18 protein-coding genes and 1 pseudogene are annotated in these 17,856 nt (G+C 49.1%); 14 read left to right on the top strand and 5 right to left on the bottom strand.

What is annotated here, in order from left to right:
• Positions 1-155 precede the first annotated feature (155 nt).
• Positions 156-869, bottom strand: a complete 714-nt coding sequence (locus GRP75_RS06710) for a GT-D fold domain-containing glycosyltransferase (protein ID WP_023990040.1) — start codon at positions 867-869, stop codon at positions 156-158.
• 215 nt (positions 870-1,084) lie between these two features.
• On the opposite strand from GRP75_RS06710, the gene GRP75_RS06705 reads away from it, so the two are divergent.
• The 5 genes from GRP75_RS06705 to GRP75_RS06685 are packed head-to-tail and all read left to right on the top strand — an operon-like array spanning position 1,085 to position 6,127.
• On the top strand, positions 1,085-1,792 hold the full coding sequence (locus GRP75_RS06705) for a glycosyltransferase family A protein (protein WP_160788908.1): 708 nt from the start codon (positions 1,085-1,087) through the stop codon (positions 1,790-1,792).
• A 19-nt stretch (positions 1,793-1,811) separates the two neighbouring features.
• Positions 1,812-2,792 carry a polysaccharide biosynthesis protein gene (locus GRP75_RS06700; RefSeq protein ID WP_053326002.1) on the top strand — a complete coding sequence of 327 codons (981 nt, stop codon included), beginning with the start codon at positions 1,812-1,814 and terminating at the stop codon, positions 2,790-2,792.
• A 2-nt stretch (positions 2,793-2,794) separates the two neighbouring features.
• Complete coding sequence (locus GRP75_RS06695; RefSeq protein WP_160788907.1) at positions 2,795-4,144, top strand: nucleotide sugar dehydrogenase; 1,350 nt, start codon at positions 2,795-2,797, stop codon at positions 4,142-4,144.
• Positions 4,137-5,012: a class I SAM-dependent methyltransferase gene (locus GRP75_RS06690; protein WP_160788906.1), complete on the top strand. Its 876-nt coding sequence runs from the start codon at positions 4,137-4,139 to the stop codon at positions 5,010-5,012. Before GRP75_RS06695 ends, GRP75_RS06690 begins: the two co-directional genes overlap by 8 nt.
• Positions 5,009-6,127: a tetratricopeptide repeat-containing glycosyltransferase family 2 protein gene (locus GRP75_RS06685; RefSeq protein WP_160788905.1), complete on the top strand. Its 1,119-nt coding sequence runs from the start codon at positions 5,009-5,011 to the stop codon at positions 6,125-6,127. Before GRP75_RS06690 ends, GRP75_RS06685 begins: the two co-directional genes overlap by 4 nt.
• On the opposite strand, the gene GRP75_RS06680 is transcribed toward GRP75_RS06685, so the two are convergent.
• Entirely contained in the window at positions 6,119-6,997 is an 879-nt protein-coding gene (locus GRP75_RS06680; RefSeq protein WP_160788904.1) for a DUF72 domain-containing protein, read from the bottom strand. The two genes, GRP75_RS06685 and GRP75_RS06680, sit on opposite strands and share 9 nt — an antisense overlap.
• Positions 6,998-7,256: 259 nt before the next feature.
• Here GRP75_RS06680 and GRP75_RS06675 point away from each other — a divergent pair, with 259 nt between their 5' ends.
• From GRP75_RS06675 to GRP75_RS06655, 5 genes and pseudogenes are all read left to right on the top strand, one after another.
• Complete coding sequence (locus tag GRP75_RS06675) at positions 7,257-8,042, top strand: class I SAM-dependent methyltransferase (RefSeq protein WP_160788903.1); 786 nt, start codon at positions 7,257-7,259, stop codon at positions 8,040-8,042.
• Positions 8,043-8,065: 23 nt separating this feature from the next.
• A pseudogene (locus tag GRP75_RS06670) lies at positions 8,066-9,057 on the top strand (MBL fold metallo-hydrolase).
• Between the two features lie 75 nt (positions 9,058-9,132).
• Positions 9,133-9,768: an NAD(P)-dependent oxidoreductase gene (locus tag GRP75_RS06665; protein WP_160788902.1), complete on the top strand. Its 636-nt coding sequence runs from the start codon at positions 9,133-9,135 to the stop codon at positions 9,766-9,768.
• 218 nt (positions 9,769-9,986) lie between these two features.
• Positions 9,987-10,625: a TetR/AcrR family transcriptional regulator gene (locus GRP75_RS06660; protein WP_028541529.1), complete on the top strand. Its 639-nt coding sequence runs from the start codon at positions 9,987-9,989 to the stop codon at positions 10,623-10,625.
• 105 nt (positions 10,626-10,730) lie between these two features.
• Positions 10,731-11,522: an SDR family NAD(P)-dependent oxidoreductase gene (locus tag GRP75_RS06655; RefSeq protein ID WP_160788901.1), complete on the top strand. Its 792-nt coding sequence runs from the start codon at positions 10,731-10,733 to the stop codon at positions 11,520-11,522.
• A 127-nt stretch (positions 11,523-11,649) separates the two neighbouring features.
• Here GRP75_RS06655 and GRP75_RS06650 read toward each other — a convergent pair whose 3' ends face one another.
• Together GRP75_RS06650 and GRP75_RS06645 are read right to left on the bottom strand one after the other, a co-directional pair.
• On the bottom strand, positions 11,650-12,102 hold the full coding sequence (locus GRP75_RS06650) for a GNAT family N-acetyltransferase (RefSeq protein ID WP_160788900.1): 453 nt from the start codon (positions 12,100-12,102) through the stop codon (positions 11,650-11,652).
• A 57-nt stretch (positions 12,103-12,159) separates the two neighbouring features.
• Positions 12,160-12,717, bottom strand: a complete 558-nt coding sequence (locus GRP75_RS06645; protein WP_023990028.1) for a phosphatidylglycerophosphatase A family protein — start codon at positions 12,715-12,717, stop codon at positions 12,160-12,162.
• Positions 12,718-12,869: 152 nt separating this feature from the next.
• Between GRP75_RS06645 and GRP75_RS06640 the strand changes: the two genes are divergently transcribed.
• The 3 genes from GRP75_RS06640 to GRP75_RS06630 all read left to right on the top strand — a co-directional run bounded on the left by GRP75_RS06640 (position 12,870) and on the right by GRP75_RS06630 (position 15,414).
• A complete protein-coding gene (locus GRP75_RS06640; RefSeq protein ID WP_103050106.1) occupies positions 12,870-13,928 on the top strand; it encodes a GerMN domain-containing protein in 1,059 nt (352 codons plus the stop codon).
• A gap of 92 nt (positions 13,929-14,020) precedes the next feature.
• Positions 14,021-14,782, top strand: a complete 762-nt coding sequence (rph, locus tag GRP75_RS06635) for a ribonuclease PH (protein ID WP_160788899.1) — start codon at positions 14,021-14,023, stop codon at positions 14,780-14,782.
• Complete coding sequence (locus GRP75_RS06630; protein ID WP_160788898.1) at positions 14,782-15,414, top strand: XTP/dITP diphosphatase; 633 nt, start codon at positions 14,782-14,784, stop codon at positions 15,412-15,414. The genes rph and GRP75_RS06630 overlap by 1 nt, the downstream gene beginning before the upstream one ends.
• Before the next feature lie 170 nt (positions 15,415-15,584).
• Here GRP75_RS06630 and asnB read toward each other — a convergent pair whose 3' ends face one another.
• The gene (asnB, locus tag GRP75_RS06625) at positions 15,585-17,429 is read right to left on the bottom strand and encodes an asparagine synthase (glutamine-hydrolyzing) (RefSeq protein WP_160788897.1); all 1,845 of its coding nucleotides are present in this window, start codon (positions 17,427-17,429) and stop codon (positions 15,585-15,587) included.
• Between the two features lie 163 nt (positions 17,430-17,592).
• On the opposite strand from asnB, the gene GRP75_RS06620 reads away from it, so the two are divergent.
• The coding region (locus GRP75_RS06620) for a hypothetical protein (protein ID WP_160788896.1) at positions 17,593-17,856 on the top strand (264 nt) is incomplete at its 3' end.

Below are 17,856 nucleotides of genomic sequence, written 5' to 3'. Positions count from 1 at the left end.
CAAGGCTTTATATGGATTATTCTTTTCGATTACGGACTTTAGGAAAATGTATGATAGCAAAAAGCACCAGCAAACTGAAATTTGCTAGTGCTTTTTTGATATACGGAGCAAAGATTACTTGTTAAGTGGATTTTTTCACAAATTATCTTTATTCATTAATTAGCTTTGCCGAACATGACGATATTAATCGCCTTGCCGAAGTCTATACCTACTTTGCCAGTTAGCTCTGCTGTTTTTTGTGCTAACACGACTGCATTGACACCACAAGAGAATAGCGCAATATCAAAGTCATCTTTGTGTGCTGCGATCCATTGGAGTGTTTCAGGCATTTGTTCATATTGATGAAATGCCAGCGTGTGCGCGATATTCAGCCTGTACGGATCGGCCTCAAGAACAGGCTTTACTTCAGCGGCCGTCCGGGTGACCAGCAGAATGCGTCGATTTTTCAGCATGTCCCAGAAAGCGGGTGTCTCAGCCAAATACCGATTCAGGCAGGCGTGGCAGGTCAGCGCGGGGGAAAGAGCATAGTGAGCAAAGACCTGATCGGTCAGCTCCCGCTTCATATAGGATGGTGCTTTAATAGATTCGTCATCATATGGCAAAATGCCAGCAATGCTAGCTTTGCTCACTGCCTCAGCCACCGCGTCCCGTAGTTCCGTATTCGGTAGAAACAGTCCCTTTTGACCGAGATTGGCTTTGACCGCCCAACGTTCCTGTAATACCTTTTCCATCGGCCAGACGGTGTCCTGCGACAACACCAAATTTTCACCATCCCCAATACGAATGAGCGAAAAGGACTGGTGCTGATCGAGTGCCAGCTTCAATCGTTTCAGTACCTCGTCAATCTCCAGATACCTTGGATTCGTCATAACATGTTACCTCCCTGTCGTTCCTGCTTGTTCAACTTTTCAGATGGAGCAAAAAACTTTGTATTCTATCATATGTCGAAAGCAAAAAGGTTTTTGTATGAACGGCTATTATTTTTGGATTCTACCTATTTTTACAAGATTCGTTGCATCTGTACGTGCCGTTTCAGAGGCGTCTTCATAACTTGAGAGAAGACGGTTGAAAGGGAGGAAGATCAATGAATCGCAAGATTGTAATTGAAATTAATTTTAATAACTATGGGATGAATCCCAACCGCCTGACACGTGAGTGGATCAGCAAGCGACTGGATATATTCAGAACCTTTACGCTGCGTAGTTTACTCAGTCAGACAAATACGGATTTCTTATCTGTCGTCAAGCTGGCGGGCGGATGCAGTGACATTGTGGAAGAGGAACTAGCCCGACATGAGCCCATTCCCGACCACATCCGTTTTGGTACGAGCATCGAAAGTAAACGTCGAATTCATGCGTACATCGAAGGCGCGGACGAACTGCTCATTGCTCGAATAGATTCCGACGATTTATACCACCAGTCATTTGTACAACAGTTACATGATTACAAGTTTCAACCGGAGACGGTTGCGCTGGTGAACCAGATGGGTTACCTGTGGGATGCGGTTGAGGGGCAGATGGCACCGGTGTTTCACCGTTCGCCTTCTTTTTATGTGTTTCGCTATCAAGTGGAGGATTTTCTAAATGATTACCGTGTCGTCATTCCTGGGAAGGGTACGCACGGATATGTAACGGAGCTGCCGCATGAGGTCATTCCACTTCGCAACTATGTGAACGTCATTCATGCCGCAAATACTTCGGTAAAAAAAGTGCCGGCGAAGGATCGGCTATCAGAGATTGAAATGAATGCTGTGCTGGCTGAATTTCTGGGAACAGGCATTGCCAATTCGTAACGGTCAGGAGGAGATTATATTGTTTAAAGGAAAAAAACTGCTAGTGACCGGAGGCACGGGATCTTGGGGGCAACGCCTAACGGCTGAATTGCTGAAGGAGGGACCGGCGGAAATCCGGATATTTTCACGCGGTGAATTTGCACAGATTGCCATGCAGCGGCAATTTCAATCTGATCCTCGCCTGAATTTCATGATTGGAGATATTCGCGACCTTCAGGCATTGCAGGAGGCATGTCGCGGAGTGGACTATGTGTTCCATTTGGCGGCATTAAAGCATGTCCCTGTGTGTGAGAGACAGCCAGAGGAGGCTTTCAAGACGAACGTACACGGTACGGAAAACGTGATCCGCGCCAGTATTGAGCAAGGAGTCGCCAAGGTAATTGATGTCTCTACAGACAAGGCGGTAGACCCGGTGAATGTATATGGCATGACGAAGGCGATCGGTGAAAGACTGATGATCCGCGCCAACACTTTAAGTGAGCGTACTCGCTTTGTGTGTATTCGCGGCGGCAACGTGTTGGGGACGAGTGGAAGTGTCGTGCCCCTGTTCAAGCGCCAGATCGCGGAAGGGCAGGAATTAACGCTGACGAGCCCAGATATGACACGCTTCTTCCTCACGCTCGGAGAGGCGATTGGCTTGCTGCTGAAGGCTTCTGTCACGGCAATTGGGGGAGAGACCCTTGTGATGAAAATGAAGGGCTGCAATATTGCAGATCTGGCAGAAGTGATGAAAGAACAGGCGGGACAGCCTGCGTTGAAAGTGAAGGAGATTGGTATACGTGGTGGGGAAAAGCTGCATGAGGTGCTGATTTCGCCCTATGAGGTGCCGCACACGTATCGCTATGATGACCGTTATTTTGTTATTCTTCCCCAGCAAGCAGACGAGCGCTTACTGAGCCAATATGGTGGATTGGAACGAGTGAGCTTCGATCAATATCGCTCGGACGATGAGTTAATGGATCGCGCTGGAATTGCTGAGCTACTGCGAGGCATGGAGTAACGATGAAAGAGGTGGGTATTTTGCAGCTTATGGAAAAAATAACTAAAGGAACTGTAAAGGTTGCGGTAATCGGCCTCGGTTATGTAGGGCTGCCCATGGCAGTGGAAATGGCACAGGCTGGTTATGATGTATATGGTGTAGATTCCGATCCTGTCAAAGTAGCCAAGCTGCTTCAAGGAAAGTCTTACATCATAGACATTGGCGATGATGCATTGGAAGGTCTGATCGGGCAGCAATTGCATCCAGTTACGGATATCAAGGTGCTGGAGCATGCGGATATCGTCGTGATTTGTGTGCCTACGCCGCTGACAGACGGACATCAGCCGGATACGTCCTATATTGAAACGGCTATTGATCAGGCCATACCTCATTTGCGTAGACAAACACTGTTGATTCTGGAAAGCACCACCTATCCGGGAACGACCGAGGAACTGATTCGGCCGGTGATAGAGCAGCGCAGGGGCTGGACGGTAGGTAAGGATTTCTATGTGTGCTTTTCACCGGAACGTGTTGATCCGGGCAGCATTCATTTTAATATTCGCAACACACCCAAGGTGATCGGCGGTTGCACGCCGGATTGTCTGGCAGCGGGAGTGGGTTTTTATGGCTCCTTTTTGGACCAGATTGTTCCAGTCAGCTCGACAACCGTGGCGGAAGCCGCCAAGCTGTTCGAGAATACGTTCCGTAGCGTCAACATTGGAATGGTCAATGAGCTGACAGCCGCCTGTGAGAAAATTGGCATCAATATATGGGAGGTACTGGATGCAGCGGCAACCAAGCCATTCGGCTATATGCCTTTTTATCCGGGACCTGGCATCGGGGGGCACTGTATCCCGGTTGATCCGCTATACTTGTCATGGAAATCCGAGCAGCATGGTTTTCCACTGGAATTCGTGGACTTGGCAGATCGCATGAATCGGCGTATGCCGCTGTATATTGCGGAGCGAATTGAAGCCATGCTCGCTCATAAAGGTAAAGCCATGAACAAAGCCAAAATCATTCTGGCAGGTGTGGCCTACAAAAAGGACATTGATGATGTTCGGGAATCCCCAGCTCTTGTCCTGTTTGAACATCTAATAAAAATGGGAGCTTCGGTGAGCTTCACCGACCCATATGTATCGAGCTTTAAGCTGAACGGTGAAGCAATCCCATCGCGAACGGCAAATGCTCAGCTATGGGAAAGTGCAGATATCGTAGTCATCACGACAGACCATTCTGTGGTGGATTACCAACAGCTGGTCGACCATGCCCCGCTGGTCTTCGATACACGTAATGCGACCGCACATTGTACAGGTGGACATGTCGTGATCTTGGGGCATCCCGGTGATGGAGGGGGCGCCGCTGTTGGCTAACCGTGATCAGGTAAACGAACGTTATTACGGACAGATCAATTCGGAGGAATCTCATGAAGCCACCCGCAATAGAATTCACTGGATTTGCCGCCATGTACAGGGCCATACCGTGCTGGATGTTGGGTGCAGTCAGGGCATAACGTCCATTTTGCTTGGGCGAGAAGGCTTTAAGGTAACGGCCATTGATTTGGAAGAGGGCAGCATTTCTTATGCAAAAAAAGAACTTCGTCAGGAATCCGCACCCGTCCGGGGAAGAGTCCACTTTCAGTTAAAGGACATTTCACAATTTGAGCGTCCTCCCGGTGGATTTGACACCATTATTTTAGGGGAGATTTTGGAACATTTTGCGCATCCCGACACCCTGCTGGCTCATGCTTACCGCTTGTTGAATAAAAAGGGAACGCTCGTCTTGTCTGTACCTTATGGATACCATCCGTTCCATGATCACAAGCGGACTTACTATGCTGGGAGCCTCTCCCGTGTGTTGTATCCTTATTTTGATGAAAAAGCGCTGGAGGTACATCACAAATATTTGTGCTTTGCAGGCCGCAAGAAGTCGAAAGAACTGCGTGAGGTCAAACCAGAGGTAGCGCATCTGAATGAGTGGATGAAACTGGACGAGGAACAATTTCGACTGGTGGAGCAGCAGCATGTTCGCAAAATGAATCAGCGAAAGGCCGCACTCGACAAGGCGGTACAGCGAATCCGGCATATGGAGGAACAACTTTTGCCGTTGGAAAGGTATGCACGTGTCGAACAGACAGACAAGACGCAGGCTGAAAGGAGAGGCGCATATACTGATGGCGAGTCTACCGGAAAAACGAAGGCAGATTCAGCCAAAGGTAAAGGGGATGACGTGAAGTCATGACTGAGCATCCAATGACGACCATCAGCTTATGCATGATCGTAAAGAACGAGGAGCAGACACTTGCACGCTGTCTGGATTCGGTCGCAGACCTGATGGATGAAATCATCATTGTGGACACGGGATCGACGGATCAGACGAAGATGATAGCAGCCCGCTATACGGATCGGCTTTATACGTTTGAATGGAAGGATGATTTTGCAGCCGCCCGTAATGAATCGTTTGATAAGGCGACGTGTTCCTACATCATGTGGCTGGATGCGGACGATGTGCTGCTGGAGCCGGACCGCGAGCGCCTGCGTGCCTTGAAGCAGCGTTTGTCTATGGATATCGACGCAGTGGTAATGCCACTTCATTTGGCAGAGGGGGAGCAGGGTGAACTGTTGTTCACCTCACGCCGTATCCGTCTCGTGAAGCGTGAGCGACAATATCGCTGGGAGGGACGTCTGCATGAGGATTTGGTGATACCTCAAGGGCAAATCGTTCATTCAGATGTGGCAGTCACACACCGCCGAATGCAAGACCACACGCTCCGTAATCAACGTATTCTCGCCAGGTGGATCAGCGAAAGCGGCAAGCTGGAGGGGCGTCTGCTGTATTTGCATGCCAATGAATGTTTTGACCGTAAAGAATATGCCGAGGCGGCAGAGGCGTTCAATCATCTGTTGGAGGAGCCGAGCGGCTACCGGGAGGAGAGGATTACCGCTTGTGCGCGCTCGGCGGAATGCTATCTTCACCTCGGGAAGCCGGAGCAACAGCTGGATAGTCTGTTACGCTCCTTTCGATACGGTGTACCGCAATCAGACTTGTGCTGCATGATCGGTGACTGGTTTTTCACACGAAACGAATGGAGCACTGCCGCATACTGGTATGAAAAGGCATTGGAGCAACAGCATCAGCTTCCGGGTATGCGACCTGTTCCGCTGCCATGCTACTCCTGGTTACCTCATGTGCGGCTCAGCCATTGCTACGCCCATGCAGGTAAGCTGGACGCTTCGTATGAGCATAACCAAACCGCTTTACGCTATTTACCTAACGACCCGCATTTACTGGATAACGCACGCAAGCTCAGGGAGGCTATTTCCAACTTCCCACCCTCAGCCTGTTCCTCAAAATAGTTCAAGCTGTTCCGGCCCGTTATCTTCTTCGGGTGGCTTGCGAGGTGGAAAAGGTTTAGGGTCCATGCCAAGCATGGTCATGAGCTGCTTGGCGTTAGCAGCGGCGTCTCCACCTGAGTTGTTGTTGAAAATAACGCACACCTCACGGCTTTGCTGCTCCAGCTCCAGCAATCTGTCTCTCCATTCGGTCAACTCTTGTTCATTGTACCGATACAGATAACGAACCTCCCGCCAATTAGGCGCGGAGCTTTGATTCCAGCCCGATATGTTCCGTCCGTGGAGACGTACGATTGTCAGATTACCGTCTGTAGCCAACGGCACAATGGGAACTGACCCCGGTCCCGCCTGCGGCTCGTCGCATACGCTGTGTATCCAACCTTCCTCACGCATGAATGCCAGCGTTTGTTTTCGAAAATCGGGTGTGAACCAGCTTTGATGTCTGAATTCAAGTACGGATGGGACCTCTCCCATCCTTTTTTTCGTGTCTCGCAGTACAGCGACATTCTCACGTGTACAGTCGAACCAGGGCGGGTACTGAAACAGCACGGCTTTAAGCTTGCCCGTTTCGCGAAGAGGCTGTATGGATGCATGCAGTGCTTCGTACATGGCATCTATTGTTTTGAAGTAAGGCTGCTTGCAGCGGGTATGTCCAGTCATGCCTTGATAGGCTTTGACGAGAAATGAAAAAGAGTCTGGGGTTTCCGCCGCCCAGCGTGCCATACGATCTGTGGGCTGCACCGCATAGAAAGAACTATCCATCTCTACTACCGGAAAATGGCTTCCATAGACGCTTAGTTTTTGGTTAGCTTTGGTGCCCGTTGGATACAAGTCATCGTGATCGCCCCAACCCGTAAGTCCAATTTGAATCATAACTTTGCTGCTCCTTTCTCTTATGAATACTTCTAAAGGCGTTCCCATGAATCATTTTAATGATAAAATGGGGTGGATCATGTACTCTTTATTAAAGCTACTGAAGGTATTATGAAATGGATTCAAATAACGATTATTGTAACATGTTTGTTGTTCAGGATTTTGTAAAACCCTTATTCGTAATGCTTTTGAGTTTCCAGTTTGAAAAAGCTAATATAGTATGTAATAGAGCGAAATGAGTTCATGGAGGAGAAACGATATGGCAGAATGGTACGAGCAAAGCTTTGGGGAAGATTATTTATTGGTATACAAGCATCGCGACTTTCAGGGGGCCTATCAGGAAGTACAAAAAATGATCTCCTGGCTCAAATTACCGCAAGGCTCCAGCGTATTGGATTTATGCTGTGGGATGGGACGTCATTCGCTTGCGCTCGCAGATGCAGGTTATAAGGTGACAGGTGTGGACCTTTCCAATGTGCTGCTGAGAGAGGCTCGTGCAGCTGATTCCGAAGGGCGGGTAAGTTGGCATCAAGGGGATATGAGAGAGGTGCCGCTGGATGAAAGCTATGACGCGGTGATGAATTTGTTCACCTCCTTCGGTTATTTTGAAAAGGATGAGGAGCAGCTTAAAGTACTAAAGGAAATATATCGGTTGTTGAAGCCGGGAGGACGCTTTATCATAGATTATTTGAACCCTGCTTACGTAACCGCTCATTTGGTACCGCATTCGTCACGGGAGGATGAAGGAAATTGGATTGAGGAGCATCGGGTCATTGAAGATGGCTTTGTGAAAAAGCAAATTGCGATTCGGTCAGCCGCATCTGTTACGGCCACTGAGGCAGCCTCTGCTCTGGGTACGACTCCTACTGAGGGAGAACCCGCGCGCGTGTATCATGAACGAGTGAAGCTATATCCGTATGAAAAGTTCCGTGGAGTGCTAGAGCAAGCCGGACTATCCGTAGAGCAGGTGCACGGAAGCTATAATGAAGATCAATATATCGAAGATGCTTCGCCTCGAATGATTTTTGTCGGCGTGCGGGCTTGAAACAGAAAGGCGGATGGGAAGCCATGAAAATGCCAGAGCTTACACCGTGTGAGCGAATAGACGGAGGCTTTCAGGTCAAAATATCCATGTCATTTCCGCTGCGCTGGGTGAATAGCTATGTGCTCAAGGGACAGCACGGTTTTACGATTGTAGACCCGGGGCCGCGCAATATGGATACCGAGGCAGAATGGGCGCATGTCTTCCAACAGCTGGGGATGTCCTTTGAGGATATCTCTGACATTGTGGTAACTCATCATCACCCCGATCATTACGGATTGGCGGGCTGGCTCGTGTACATATGTCAGCTCGAAGCCATAAGGAAGCGATGATGATGTGGGACGCTCCAGAATCGACGGTCGCAATGGAGAACAGGCTTCCTAGCTTTTTTGTCCAGCATGGCTTTCCTTTGGAGCAAGTGTCGGTCTTGGAATTACATATACGGCAGGCTTATTTGCAAGTGAATCCACAGCCTGAGATTACCGTTATTCCTACCGGAATGGACGCTCGTCTGGAATGGGGTGGACGCAGTTGGCTGCCCGCCGAGACAGGAGGGCATGCGCCCGGACATGTGTCCTTATATGACCCGAATAGCGGCGTTATCCTCTGCGGTGACGCAGTTTTGCCGCAGATTTCTCCTAATATCAGTCTGCTGCCGGGCAGTGATGCCCAGCCGTTGAAGTCTTATGTAGACGGCTTGCAGCGTCTAAGCGAGCTGGAGGTAGCGTGGGCATATCCGGGGCACCGCAATCCGTTTGGTTATTTTCGGGAGCGGACGCAAGCGTTGCTGGCGCATCATGAAGAACGGCTGGATAAATTCCAGCAGCTGATCCAACCGGAGGGCAGCACAGCCTATGAGCTGTGCATTGCCATGTTTGGTGGCAAGCTGGGTATTCACCAGCTAAGGTTTGCCATGTCCGAGACGCTGGCTCATCTGGTGGAGCTGGTGCGCCGTGAACGGGCCTCTATGAGCGAGACGGACTCAATCACGCGCTTCTATCCCCTTTGCCGTCAATAGTCGCGGAAAACTACCCAACAAGTGACATGACGAAGCAACATGACAAGCGGCATGCATGCCGGAAAAGAGGATTTTATGAATTTGCTGCTGCTGGGAGCTACCGGACGCGTAGGACGGTACATATTAGATTATGCATTAGAGGACGGTCATGTCGTTACGGTCCTTGTTCGTTCACCGGATAAGCTGGAGGATTACGCACCCGGGTACGGGAATCAGCTGCAAATCGTACAAGGCGATGCCACTAATGCAGAGGACGTAGCACAAGCGCTGAAGGGTGGGGCGACGGCTGTAATCAGTGCGCTGAATACGGATGGAACGACTACCTTATCCGCTAATATAGCCCTGCTGATCCGGCTCATGCAGGAGCAGTCCATTTCCCGGCTCATTACGGTAGGAACGGCAGGGATTTTACAAAGCCGGACCGAATCGGACCTGTATCGGTACGAGTCCTCCGAGACCCGGCGACGCAGCACTCGTGCGGCTGAGGAACATCGGCGAGTGTACGAATTGCTGCGTGAATCGGCACTAGACTGGACAATTGTATGTCCAACCTATCTGCCGGATGGAGCGCGGACAGGGATTTATCGTGTGGAAAAAGATTTTTTGCCTGAAGGTGGCTCACAAATTACCACCGCGGATACGGCTGATTTTACCTATCGTCAATGCAAGAGTTACGAATTTATCCGTACACGGGTAGGCATTGCCTACTGATCGTGGAACGCCAAACATAGCTTCATTTTTAAGCATTCAACCAGAGCGCGGTAAGTGTACCTACTCATTGCGTTCTTTTTTATTTGACAAACACTCAGGCTTAGAATACTATGGTTCTTAACGGAAACGATGTTTCCTGAAATCTTGTGTAGATCTTTAATTTATTATAGTAGCATCAAGCAACAGTTTTTAATAAGCAAAAGGAAGTGCATTCAATCATGTCCGAGCCATCGCATCCCTATAAAACCTATTCGGAAGTGAAGCTACAGCAGCAGCAATTGCTCCGTAAAAATGTCATTGATGCCGCATGTATCCTTCTTGCGGAAGAAGGGCCAGAGGCCGTGACCGTGCGACGAGTTGCCCAGAAATTAAGCTGTTCCACCAAGATCATTTACAGTATTTTTGGCAGTAAGGATGGTCTTGCCAATGCGATGTACTTGGATGGATGTCGGCTATTGGCTGAATCCTTCCAGCAAGTACCTGTTACCGAAAGCGTACTCGCTGATCTTGAAGCTCTATGCTGGGCGTACTGGGAATTTGCGCAGCTTCATTCAGCCTATTACAAAATGATGTTTGGCGGGGCATTATCTGATTTCAAGCCGGATGAACAGAGCTTGGAGGGTACCACAACGGCCCTGTCTCAAATCCTGCAAACCGTCATACACGCTATGGAGCAGGGAGCATTGAAAGAACATGATCCGCTGCTGGTTGTCCGGATGTTTTGGTCTGCTTTACATGGAGTCATACATCTTCAGTTTGCAGGTCATTTTTCAGATGTAGATATGGCTCAAGGAGTGTATGCATTTACACTGAAGAATGCGCTCGTAGCATTTAAAACATCCTCATCTCCATCGTAAATATGAAGTGTACTGAGGTCGTCATAGTAGATGACTTCAGTTCATTATAGAGTAGTGGTAACAATGTTTCTAAAATAAAACAACGATACTTTGGAGGTTGTCATCATGTTTATGTACGCAAATAAAATAGCTCTGATCACAGGGGCTTCATCCGGTATTGGCGAGGCCTTTGCCTATTCGCTCGCAGCTAAGAAATGTAATCTCATTTTGGTAGCACGCAATGAAACCAAATTAAAGACACTGGCTAAAGAACTCTCAGCTAAATATAACGTAAAAGCAACGGTGATTGCGTTGGATCTTTCCACACCAGGAGCACCCCAAGCATTGCATCAGGAGGTTCAAAAGCAACAGCTAAAGGTAGATCTCTTGATTAACAACGCGGGTTTTGCCACCTATGGATACTTTGAGCAGGTTTCAGGAGAACGACAGCATGAGGAAGTGATGCTCAATGTGGCTGCTTTAGTCGACATCACACATGCATTTATGCCTGATTTATTGCGTAAGCGGGATGGTGGATTAATCAATGTTTCTTCCACAGCTGCATTTCAGCCCGATCCTTATATGGCGGTGTATGGAGCAACCAAAGCATTTGTGCTTTCTTTTACTGAAGCGCTATGGGCCGAAAATCGGAAACGGGGGCTTAGAGTTCTGGCCCTTTGTCCAGGCTCAACGGAAACGCCGTTTTTTGATATTGTTGGCGCAAGTGAAGCGTCAATTGGAGTTAGGGAAACTCCCCAAACCGTTGTGAAGAACGCGTTGAGAGCATTTGAAAAGGGGCGTAGTCACATCATTTCCGGTCGCCAAAACTATTGGGTAGCTCAGGTGTCCCGGTTCTTCTCTCGTCAATCCACGCTGGGAATTGTAGAACGTGCACTGCGTCCACAAAATGGATTGTAATTTATGAATAAAGGTAATCTGAGCTTGAAATGTTAGAATACCAATGAATAAGCTGTGAGTTTTATGCACCGGGTCTGATCGTTTATAGCTCGACTTGAATCAGACCCGGTGTTCCTATTTGTATAGATCAAGCGTTAGATCCTAGTTCTAGTTCTCGGGAATATAGTAAAATTCCATCCCGTTTCTCCCAGCCGTTAGCTGACCAGAAGCGTTGACCCCCTGCGTTATGCTCCATCACAAACAGATGACATTTATCAATGCCTTCTCTCAGCAAAGCAGATAACGCTTTATCCACCAGTCTGGGCGCGATCCCTTGACCACGATGTGCTGTGGCTACACCCAGATGATACAGAAACCCCCTGCGACTATCGTGACCCGCCAAAATCGTGCCTATGATGCTTCCATCATGCTCACAGACAAAGCTAAGTCCTTCGTTCTGTTGTAAAAAGCGTGCAATCCGCTCCGGTGAGTCGGCCTCGCTTAATCCCAATCCGTCTAAGCCATTCCAAAGGTCAATGGCCTGATCATAGTCGTCAGCCTGCATCGTACGGAATGTATATCCTTCAGTTACGTTTGCCATGTCTAGTTCTCCTCTAACCCTGTATATATCTGTTGTATTCCAAGCGTTGTTTGTTATTTAACGTGTTGTATTCGGTGCACTTTCTTCCCCAAGCTCCTGCTCGCGCTCTGCCTGTTTGCGATGGGCGATACGGCTGCTGGCCGAAGCTGCGATAGCGCCCACGATGTCGTCCAGGAACGTATGGATCGGCCCGAGGCTTTTATCATTCAGGCGTTCCAGCACACCGGGTTTGAGTTTATCAACATAACCGTAATTGGTAAATCCAATGCTACCGTACACATTTACGATGGAGAAGGCCAGAATCTCATCCACACCGTATAATCCCTCATCATTCTCAATCATGTCCTGCAATGGGGGAAGAAGAGCGCCTTGTTCAGCAAGGATATCCAGTTGGATGCCCGTGAGCACGGCATTTTGAACCTCGCGCTTCATCAGTACCTTGTCCACATTCTCCATACATTCTTCCATCGTTAGGGTCGGGTAATATTTTTTTTGTAAAAGCATGACCAGTTCTGCAATTTCAGTCAGGTTCACACCACGCTTGTGCAGCAACTCGCGGGTGGCATCGGCTACCTTTTTACTATTCAGGCTGTAAGGTGCTTTTTTCTTGTCCATAAAGTTGAAGTTCCCCTCCTCGTATAGATCCTGATTTCTACTGCAATTATGACCAGTGTGTCCAGTCTGCTGAAAAAGTAGTTATTTTTTACGCGAGGCTCGTATACATATTAGTACAATCTGTACAAAATTGTTAGGGAGGAACTTCACTTATGAATATAAAACACCCATGGCGTATGACCTCTGTAGCTGGACTGCTATCCCTACCCCTGTTGTTGTCGGGCTGCAGCCTTTTCGGCAACGAATCGGCATCCATTGACCCCCCGCCGTCCACGACAGAGCAGTCGATGATTAAGGCTGTAACGGGAAAAGCACCCGCCAGTACGGGGCAACTGAGGGCTGTTTTTTTGCAAGATCATAACGGTTTGCTGGCCCCGGTATCTTTACCGATTGCTACAGGTGATGTGCAGGCAGATGCCAAGTCAGCGCTGGAAACATTAGTTGAGGGCGGGCCGTATGCTGGATTATTACCAGAGGGATTTAAAGGTGTAATACCCCAGGGTACAGAAGTGAAAAGTGTGACGGTGGACAAGAACAACAAGCTGGCTGTTGTCGAGTTCAATAAATCTTTCGCGAACTATAAGCCACAGGAAGAACGAAAATTAATGGAGAGTTTGACCTGGACCCTGACCGACCGTCCCGATATTGAGAGTGTACAGATCTGGGTGGAAGGCAAGAAACTGAACGAAATGCCTGTTGGCGGCACACCGCTGGATCATCCATTGACGCGTGCAGTAGGTATTAATTTGGAAATTGGTCATGGCGTGACACCCCTGGATTCCAGTCCAGTCACCGTGTATTTCTCTTCTTCTTCTCCTGCTGGAGTTCAATACTATGTACCTGTAACACGGTTGGTTAGCCCTGAGAAAGATCGTGTCCAGTCAGCGCTGCATCAATTGATTCAAGGGCCGCAGACCAAGGATGGGCTACAAGAAGTGATGACAGGGGAGACGGCGCTGAAATCGGTAGAACGCTCCAAAGACAACGTAATTACGGTATCTCTTTCGGATGATATGTTTGCTAAGGGAGAAGCCGTGCCTGCTGAATTTTTGGAATCGGTTGTGCTGACAGCGGCAGACAATTCAGATGATGCGGTCAAAACAAAAATTCGGATTGAACTAAATGGTGAAAAAAGCGTGATTGGACAAAATAATCAAAATTATGGAGAGCCTGTAGCCAAGCCGCAACATATTAACGAAATCCCTCTTTAAGGGCGGGAATCGTCCTTGGGGTGCTTTTGCCTGCACACTTTGGTAAAATAAACATATAAGAACAGGTTGCATACGACGTAGGAGGAAAAAGCATGAGTAGATCTAACGGACGAAACGGTGATGAGCTGCGCCCGATGAAATTGACAGCAGGAGTAAATAAATACGCGGAGGGCTCTGTTTTTATAGAGGTTGGCGAGACGAAAGTCATTTGCACGGCTACTGTAGAAGAACGCGTACCACCCTTTATGAAGGGACAAGGAAAAGGCTGGGTAACCGCAGAGTATTCCATGCTTCCGCGTGCGACTCATAGCCGTAATCAGCGTGAAGCAGCGCGTGGCAAGCTGACAGGCCGTACCATGGAAATTCAGCGTCTGATTGGAAGAGCGCTGCGTTCAGTGGTCAATTTGCAGGCGCTTGGTGAACGGACGATTACGTTGGATTGTGACGTCATTCAGGCGGACGGCGGAACACGCACAACCTCAATTACCGGTTCTTTCGTAGCGTTGGTGATTGCGGTCAATAAAATTGCCACCCAGCACAAGCTGCCTGTTTTTCCAATTACCGATTTCCTGGCTTCCGTCAGCGTAGGGGTTGTTGGTGAAAAAGCATTGCTGGATCTGAACTATGAAGAGGATTCCAAGGCCAAAGTGGACATGAATCTTGTCATGACTGGCAGCGGAAAATATGTTGAGCTGCAAGGTACAGGTGAAGAAAGCCCATTTGATCGTAACGAATTGGATCAACTGCTTAGCTTGGGCGAACAAGGGATTCTGCAAATGATTGAGCGCCAAAAAGAAGTGCTTGGACCGATTGCTGATAAGATCGGTGCTGGACGTACAGGAGCTGGCGCATAATGCGGCTGGATGGCCCGGTCGTCATTGTCGCTACGAAAAATAAAGGAAAGGTGCGGGAATTTGCCCATGCTTTTGCGCCGTTTGGCAAGGAAGTCAGAAGCATGTACGATTATCCCGACATTCCTGATGTCGTTGAAGATGGCAAAACCTTTGCCGAAAATGCACTGAAAAAAGCTAAAGCGGTTGGATATGTGCTCGGATTGCCCGTGCTGGCCGATGATTCCGGCCTCTGCGTGGACTTGCTGGACGGTGCGCCGGGGGTATACTCTGCCCGTTATGCTGGAGAAGGTGCCAGCGATCACGAAAACAATATTAAGCTGCTCGACGTTCTGGAATCGAAGCAGCTGGGTGATGATACGGGACAGCCTTTGCTAAGCCCGGCTCAATTCGTCTGTACCTTGATTCTATATAATCCGCAGACTGGCGAGACGTTGGAATCGACAGGCTCCGTGGAAGGCTGGATTACTACTGAAACCGCCGGCAGCGGCGGGTTTGGGTATGATCCACTGTTTTATTTGCCAGAGTTTGAAAAGACAATGGCCGAGCTGACGTTGGAACAAAAGCAGGCTATCAGTCACCGAGGGATAGCTCTGCGTGATTTGGCAACAAAGCTGGGTAATCCACAGGCATAGCTTGGTAACAGGGGAGAAATCATCCCCCCATTCACATAACGAAAAAAAAGGCTATCCGTCAGTCATGAGCTGCGGATAGCCTTTTTGGTACTTTCTGTTCCCCATATAGTACACAGCGAAAAATTGCCGCTGCCGCTTAGAAGCTCTATTGCTCCAGCATTCAGTGTAGCTTATCGAATAGCTACCTTGTAAGTGCGCAACCAGTTATCCACTTGAGCCAAGTAGGCAAACAACTGGGGACCCGACATCAGCTGACCAAACCAAGGCAGATTGGTGGATGCCTCCGGTGAGGCGGCAATATCGCGTACCTTTTGCGCATCGATCAGCTTGAGCAGTGGGGAAGAGGAATCATCCAGCAGCTGCAACGCCTGCTTTTTCACAGCCTCAAGATAGGAAGGGTTATGCGTTTTGGGATATGGGCTTTTTTTGCGATACAGCACATCATCCGGCACTACGCCCTCCAGCGCCTTGCGCAAAATACCTTTTTCACGTCCGCCTGTCATCTTGATACTCCACGGAATGTTCCATACATATTGTACCAATCGATGATCGCAATACGGCACCCGCACTTCGAGTCCGGCTCCCATACTCATCCGATCCTTGCGATCCAGTAGAGTAGGCATAAAGCGGGTGATGTTCAAATAGGACATGACGCGCATTTGCGCAGCTTTTCCTGTTTCCCCCGGTAGCTTCGGCACTTCTCCTACCGCGTCTGAGTAGCGATCGTTCAAATACTCCAGCGGCTTGATCCAGTCCCGTACCTCGGGAGACAACAGACTGGCTCTCATATCGGGTGCAACTGCCCACGGGAATGTACCCGAATTCAGCATATCTTCCCGGTGGAACCAAGGATATCCGCCAAAAACTTCATCCGCAGCCTCGCCGGAAATAGCGACCGTGGCTCCTTTTTTAATCTCCCGGCAAAAGAGATACAGCGACGAATCCACGTCCGCCATGCCGGGTAAATCCCGCGTTAGTGTGGAGTTGTTCAGAGCTGCTACGACTTCTGGTGTATCGAATTCAATCCAGTGATGATTTGTCCCTAATTCATCCACCATCCGCTGAATCCAGGGGGCATCGGCTCCGGGTTGAAACGCATGGGCTTTAAAATGCTTGTCGTTATCCACATAATCCACCGAATACGTATGAACTTGTCCTTGCCCGGTACGGTTGTAATAATCGACAGCTAATGCGGATAGAGCGCTTGAATCCAGCCCGCCAGACAATAAGGTGCACACTGGAACATCCGAAATGAGCTGCCGCTCCACCGTATCCAGCAACAGTTCTCGTACCTTGAGCGCCGTTTCTTCGGTGTTATCCTCATGCGCAATGCTTTCCAACTTCCAGTAGGCTTGAATGCGCACGCCGTCGCGGGTGTAGGTTAGCGTATGCCCGGGACGTAGCTCCTTCATGGACGAATAGACGCCGTGTCCGGGGGTACGTGCAGGCCCAATGATAAAAATTTCGGCCAATCCCTCGGCGTCCACTGCTGCTTCTACTGCTGGATGCTGAAGCAGTGCTTTGGGTTCTGAGCCAAATACGAATACTTCTTCGGTCTGGCTATAAAATAACGGCTTCACTCCCAGCCGATCCCGTGCCAGAAATACCTGCTCCCGCTCGCTATCCCAGACCGCAAACGCAAAAATGCCGTTTAACCGATCCACACATTCAGGGCCCCATTCGATATAGGATTCGAGCAGCACCTCCGTGTCGCATTGTGTACGGAAAAAATGCCCGCGCTGTTGCAGCTCTTTTTTCAGCTCAGGCGCGTTATATATTTCCCCGTTATATACAATCGTATAAGTGATATCCTCCAGCTGCCGGATCATGGGCTGAGCGCCATTTTCCGGGTCCATTACGCTCAGTCTTCGGTGTCCGAAGGCACACGGGTTGGATATCCAGGTACCCGCAGCATCCGGTCCGCGATCGGAGAGCGTTTGTGTCATATTCAGCAGCAGCTCAGATTGATGCATTAAGTCTCCGTTCCACTGTATGAAACCTGTAATTCCGCACATGTCTGTTCATCCTCTCTTTGTCGTGTTCATCCAGTGTTGGAATGAATCAAAAACTAAATCCCCAGTTCATCAGTATATATGCCGAAAAGAAGCATAAAATGTCTGTCCGTTCCGAAAACTACAGATGGGGAAACCCGTCTACTCGCAAGGAAGGAGGGAGACCATGTACTACATCAAGGATGCCAAAATACGCCGCTTCACTGAACTTGACGGAGTGCGCTGCGCTGAGGTAGAGGTGCGGCCCGGTGCCGCAGATGACCCGGAATTGCTGGTCTATATCACGGCCAAGGATCAGACGGATGGTCAGCATGACTATGACATGGTACGGATCATCCGCAATGACGCCGATCTGGAGCTGGATTGGTACGACAATAATCTGCATTCGGCATTTGAGGAAGTGACAGACAAGGCTTTTACCGACTCTACA

The sequence above is a fragment of the Paenibacillus sp. OT2-17 genome, from assembly GCF_009827695.1.
Taxonomy (GTDB): Bacteria; Bacillota; Bacilli; order Paenibacillales; family Paenibacillaceae; genus Paenibacillus; species Paenibacillus polymyxa_B.
This window is presented reverse-complemented; position numbering and strand designations above follow the sequence as displayed.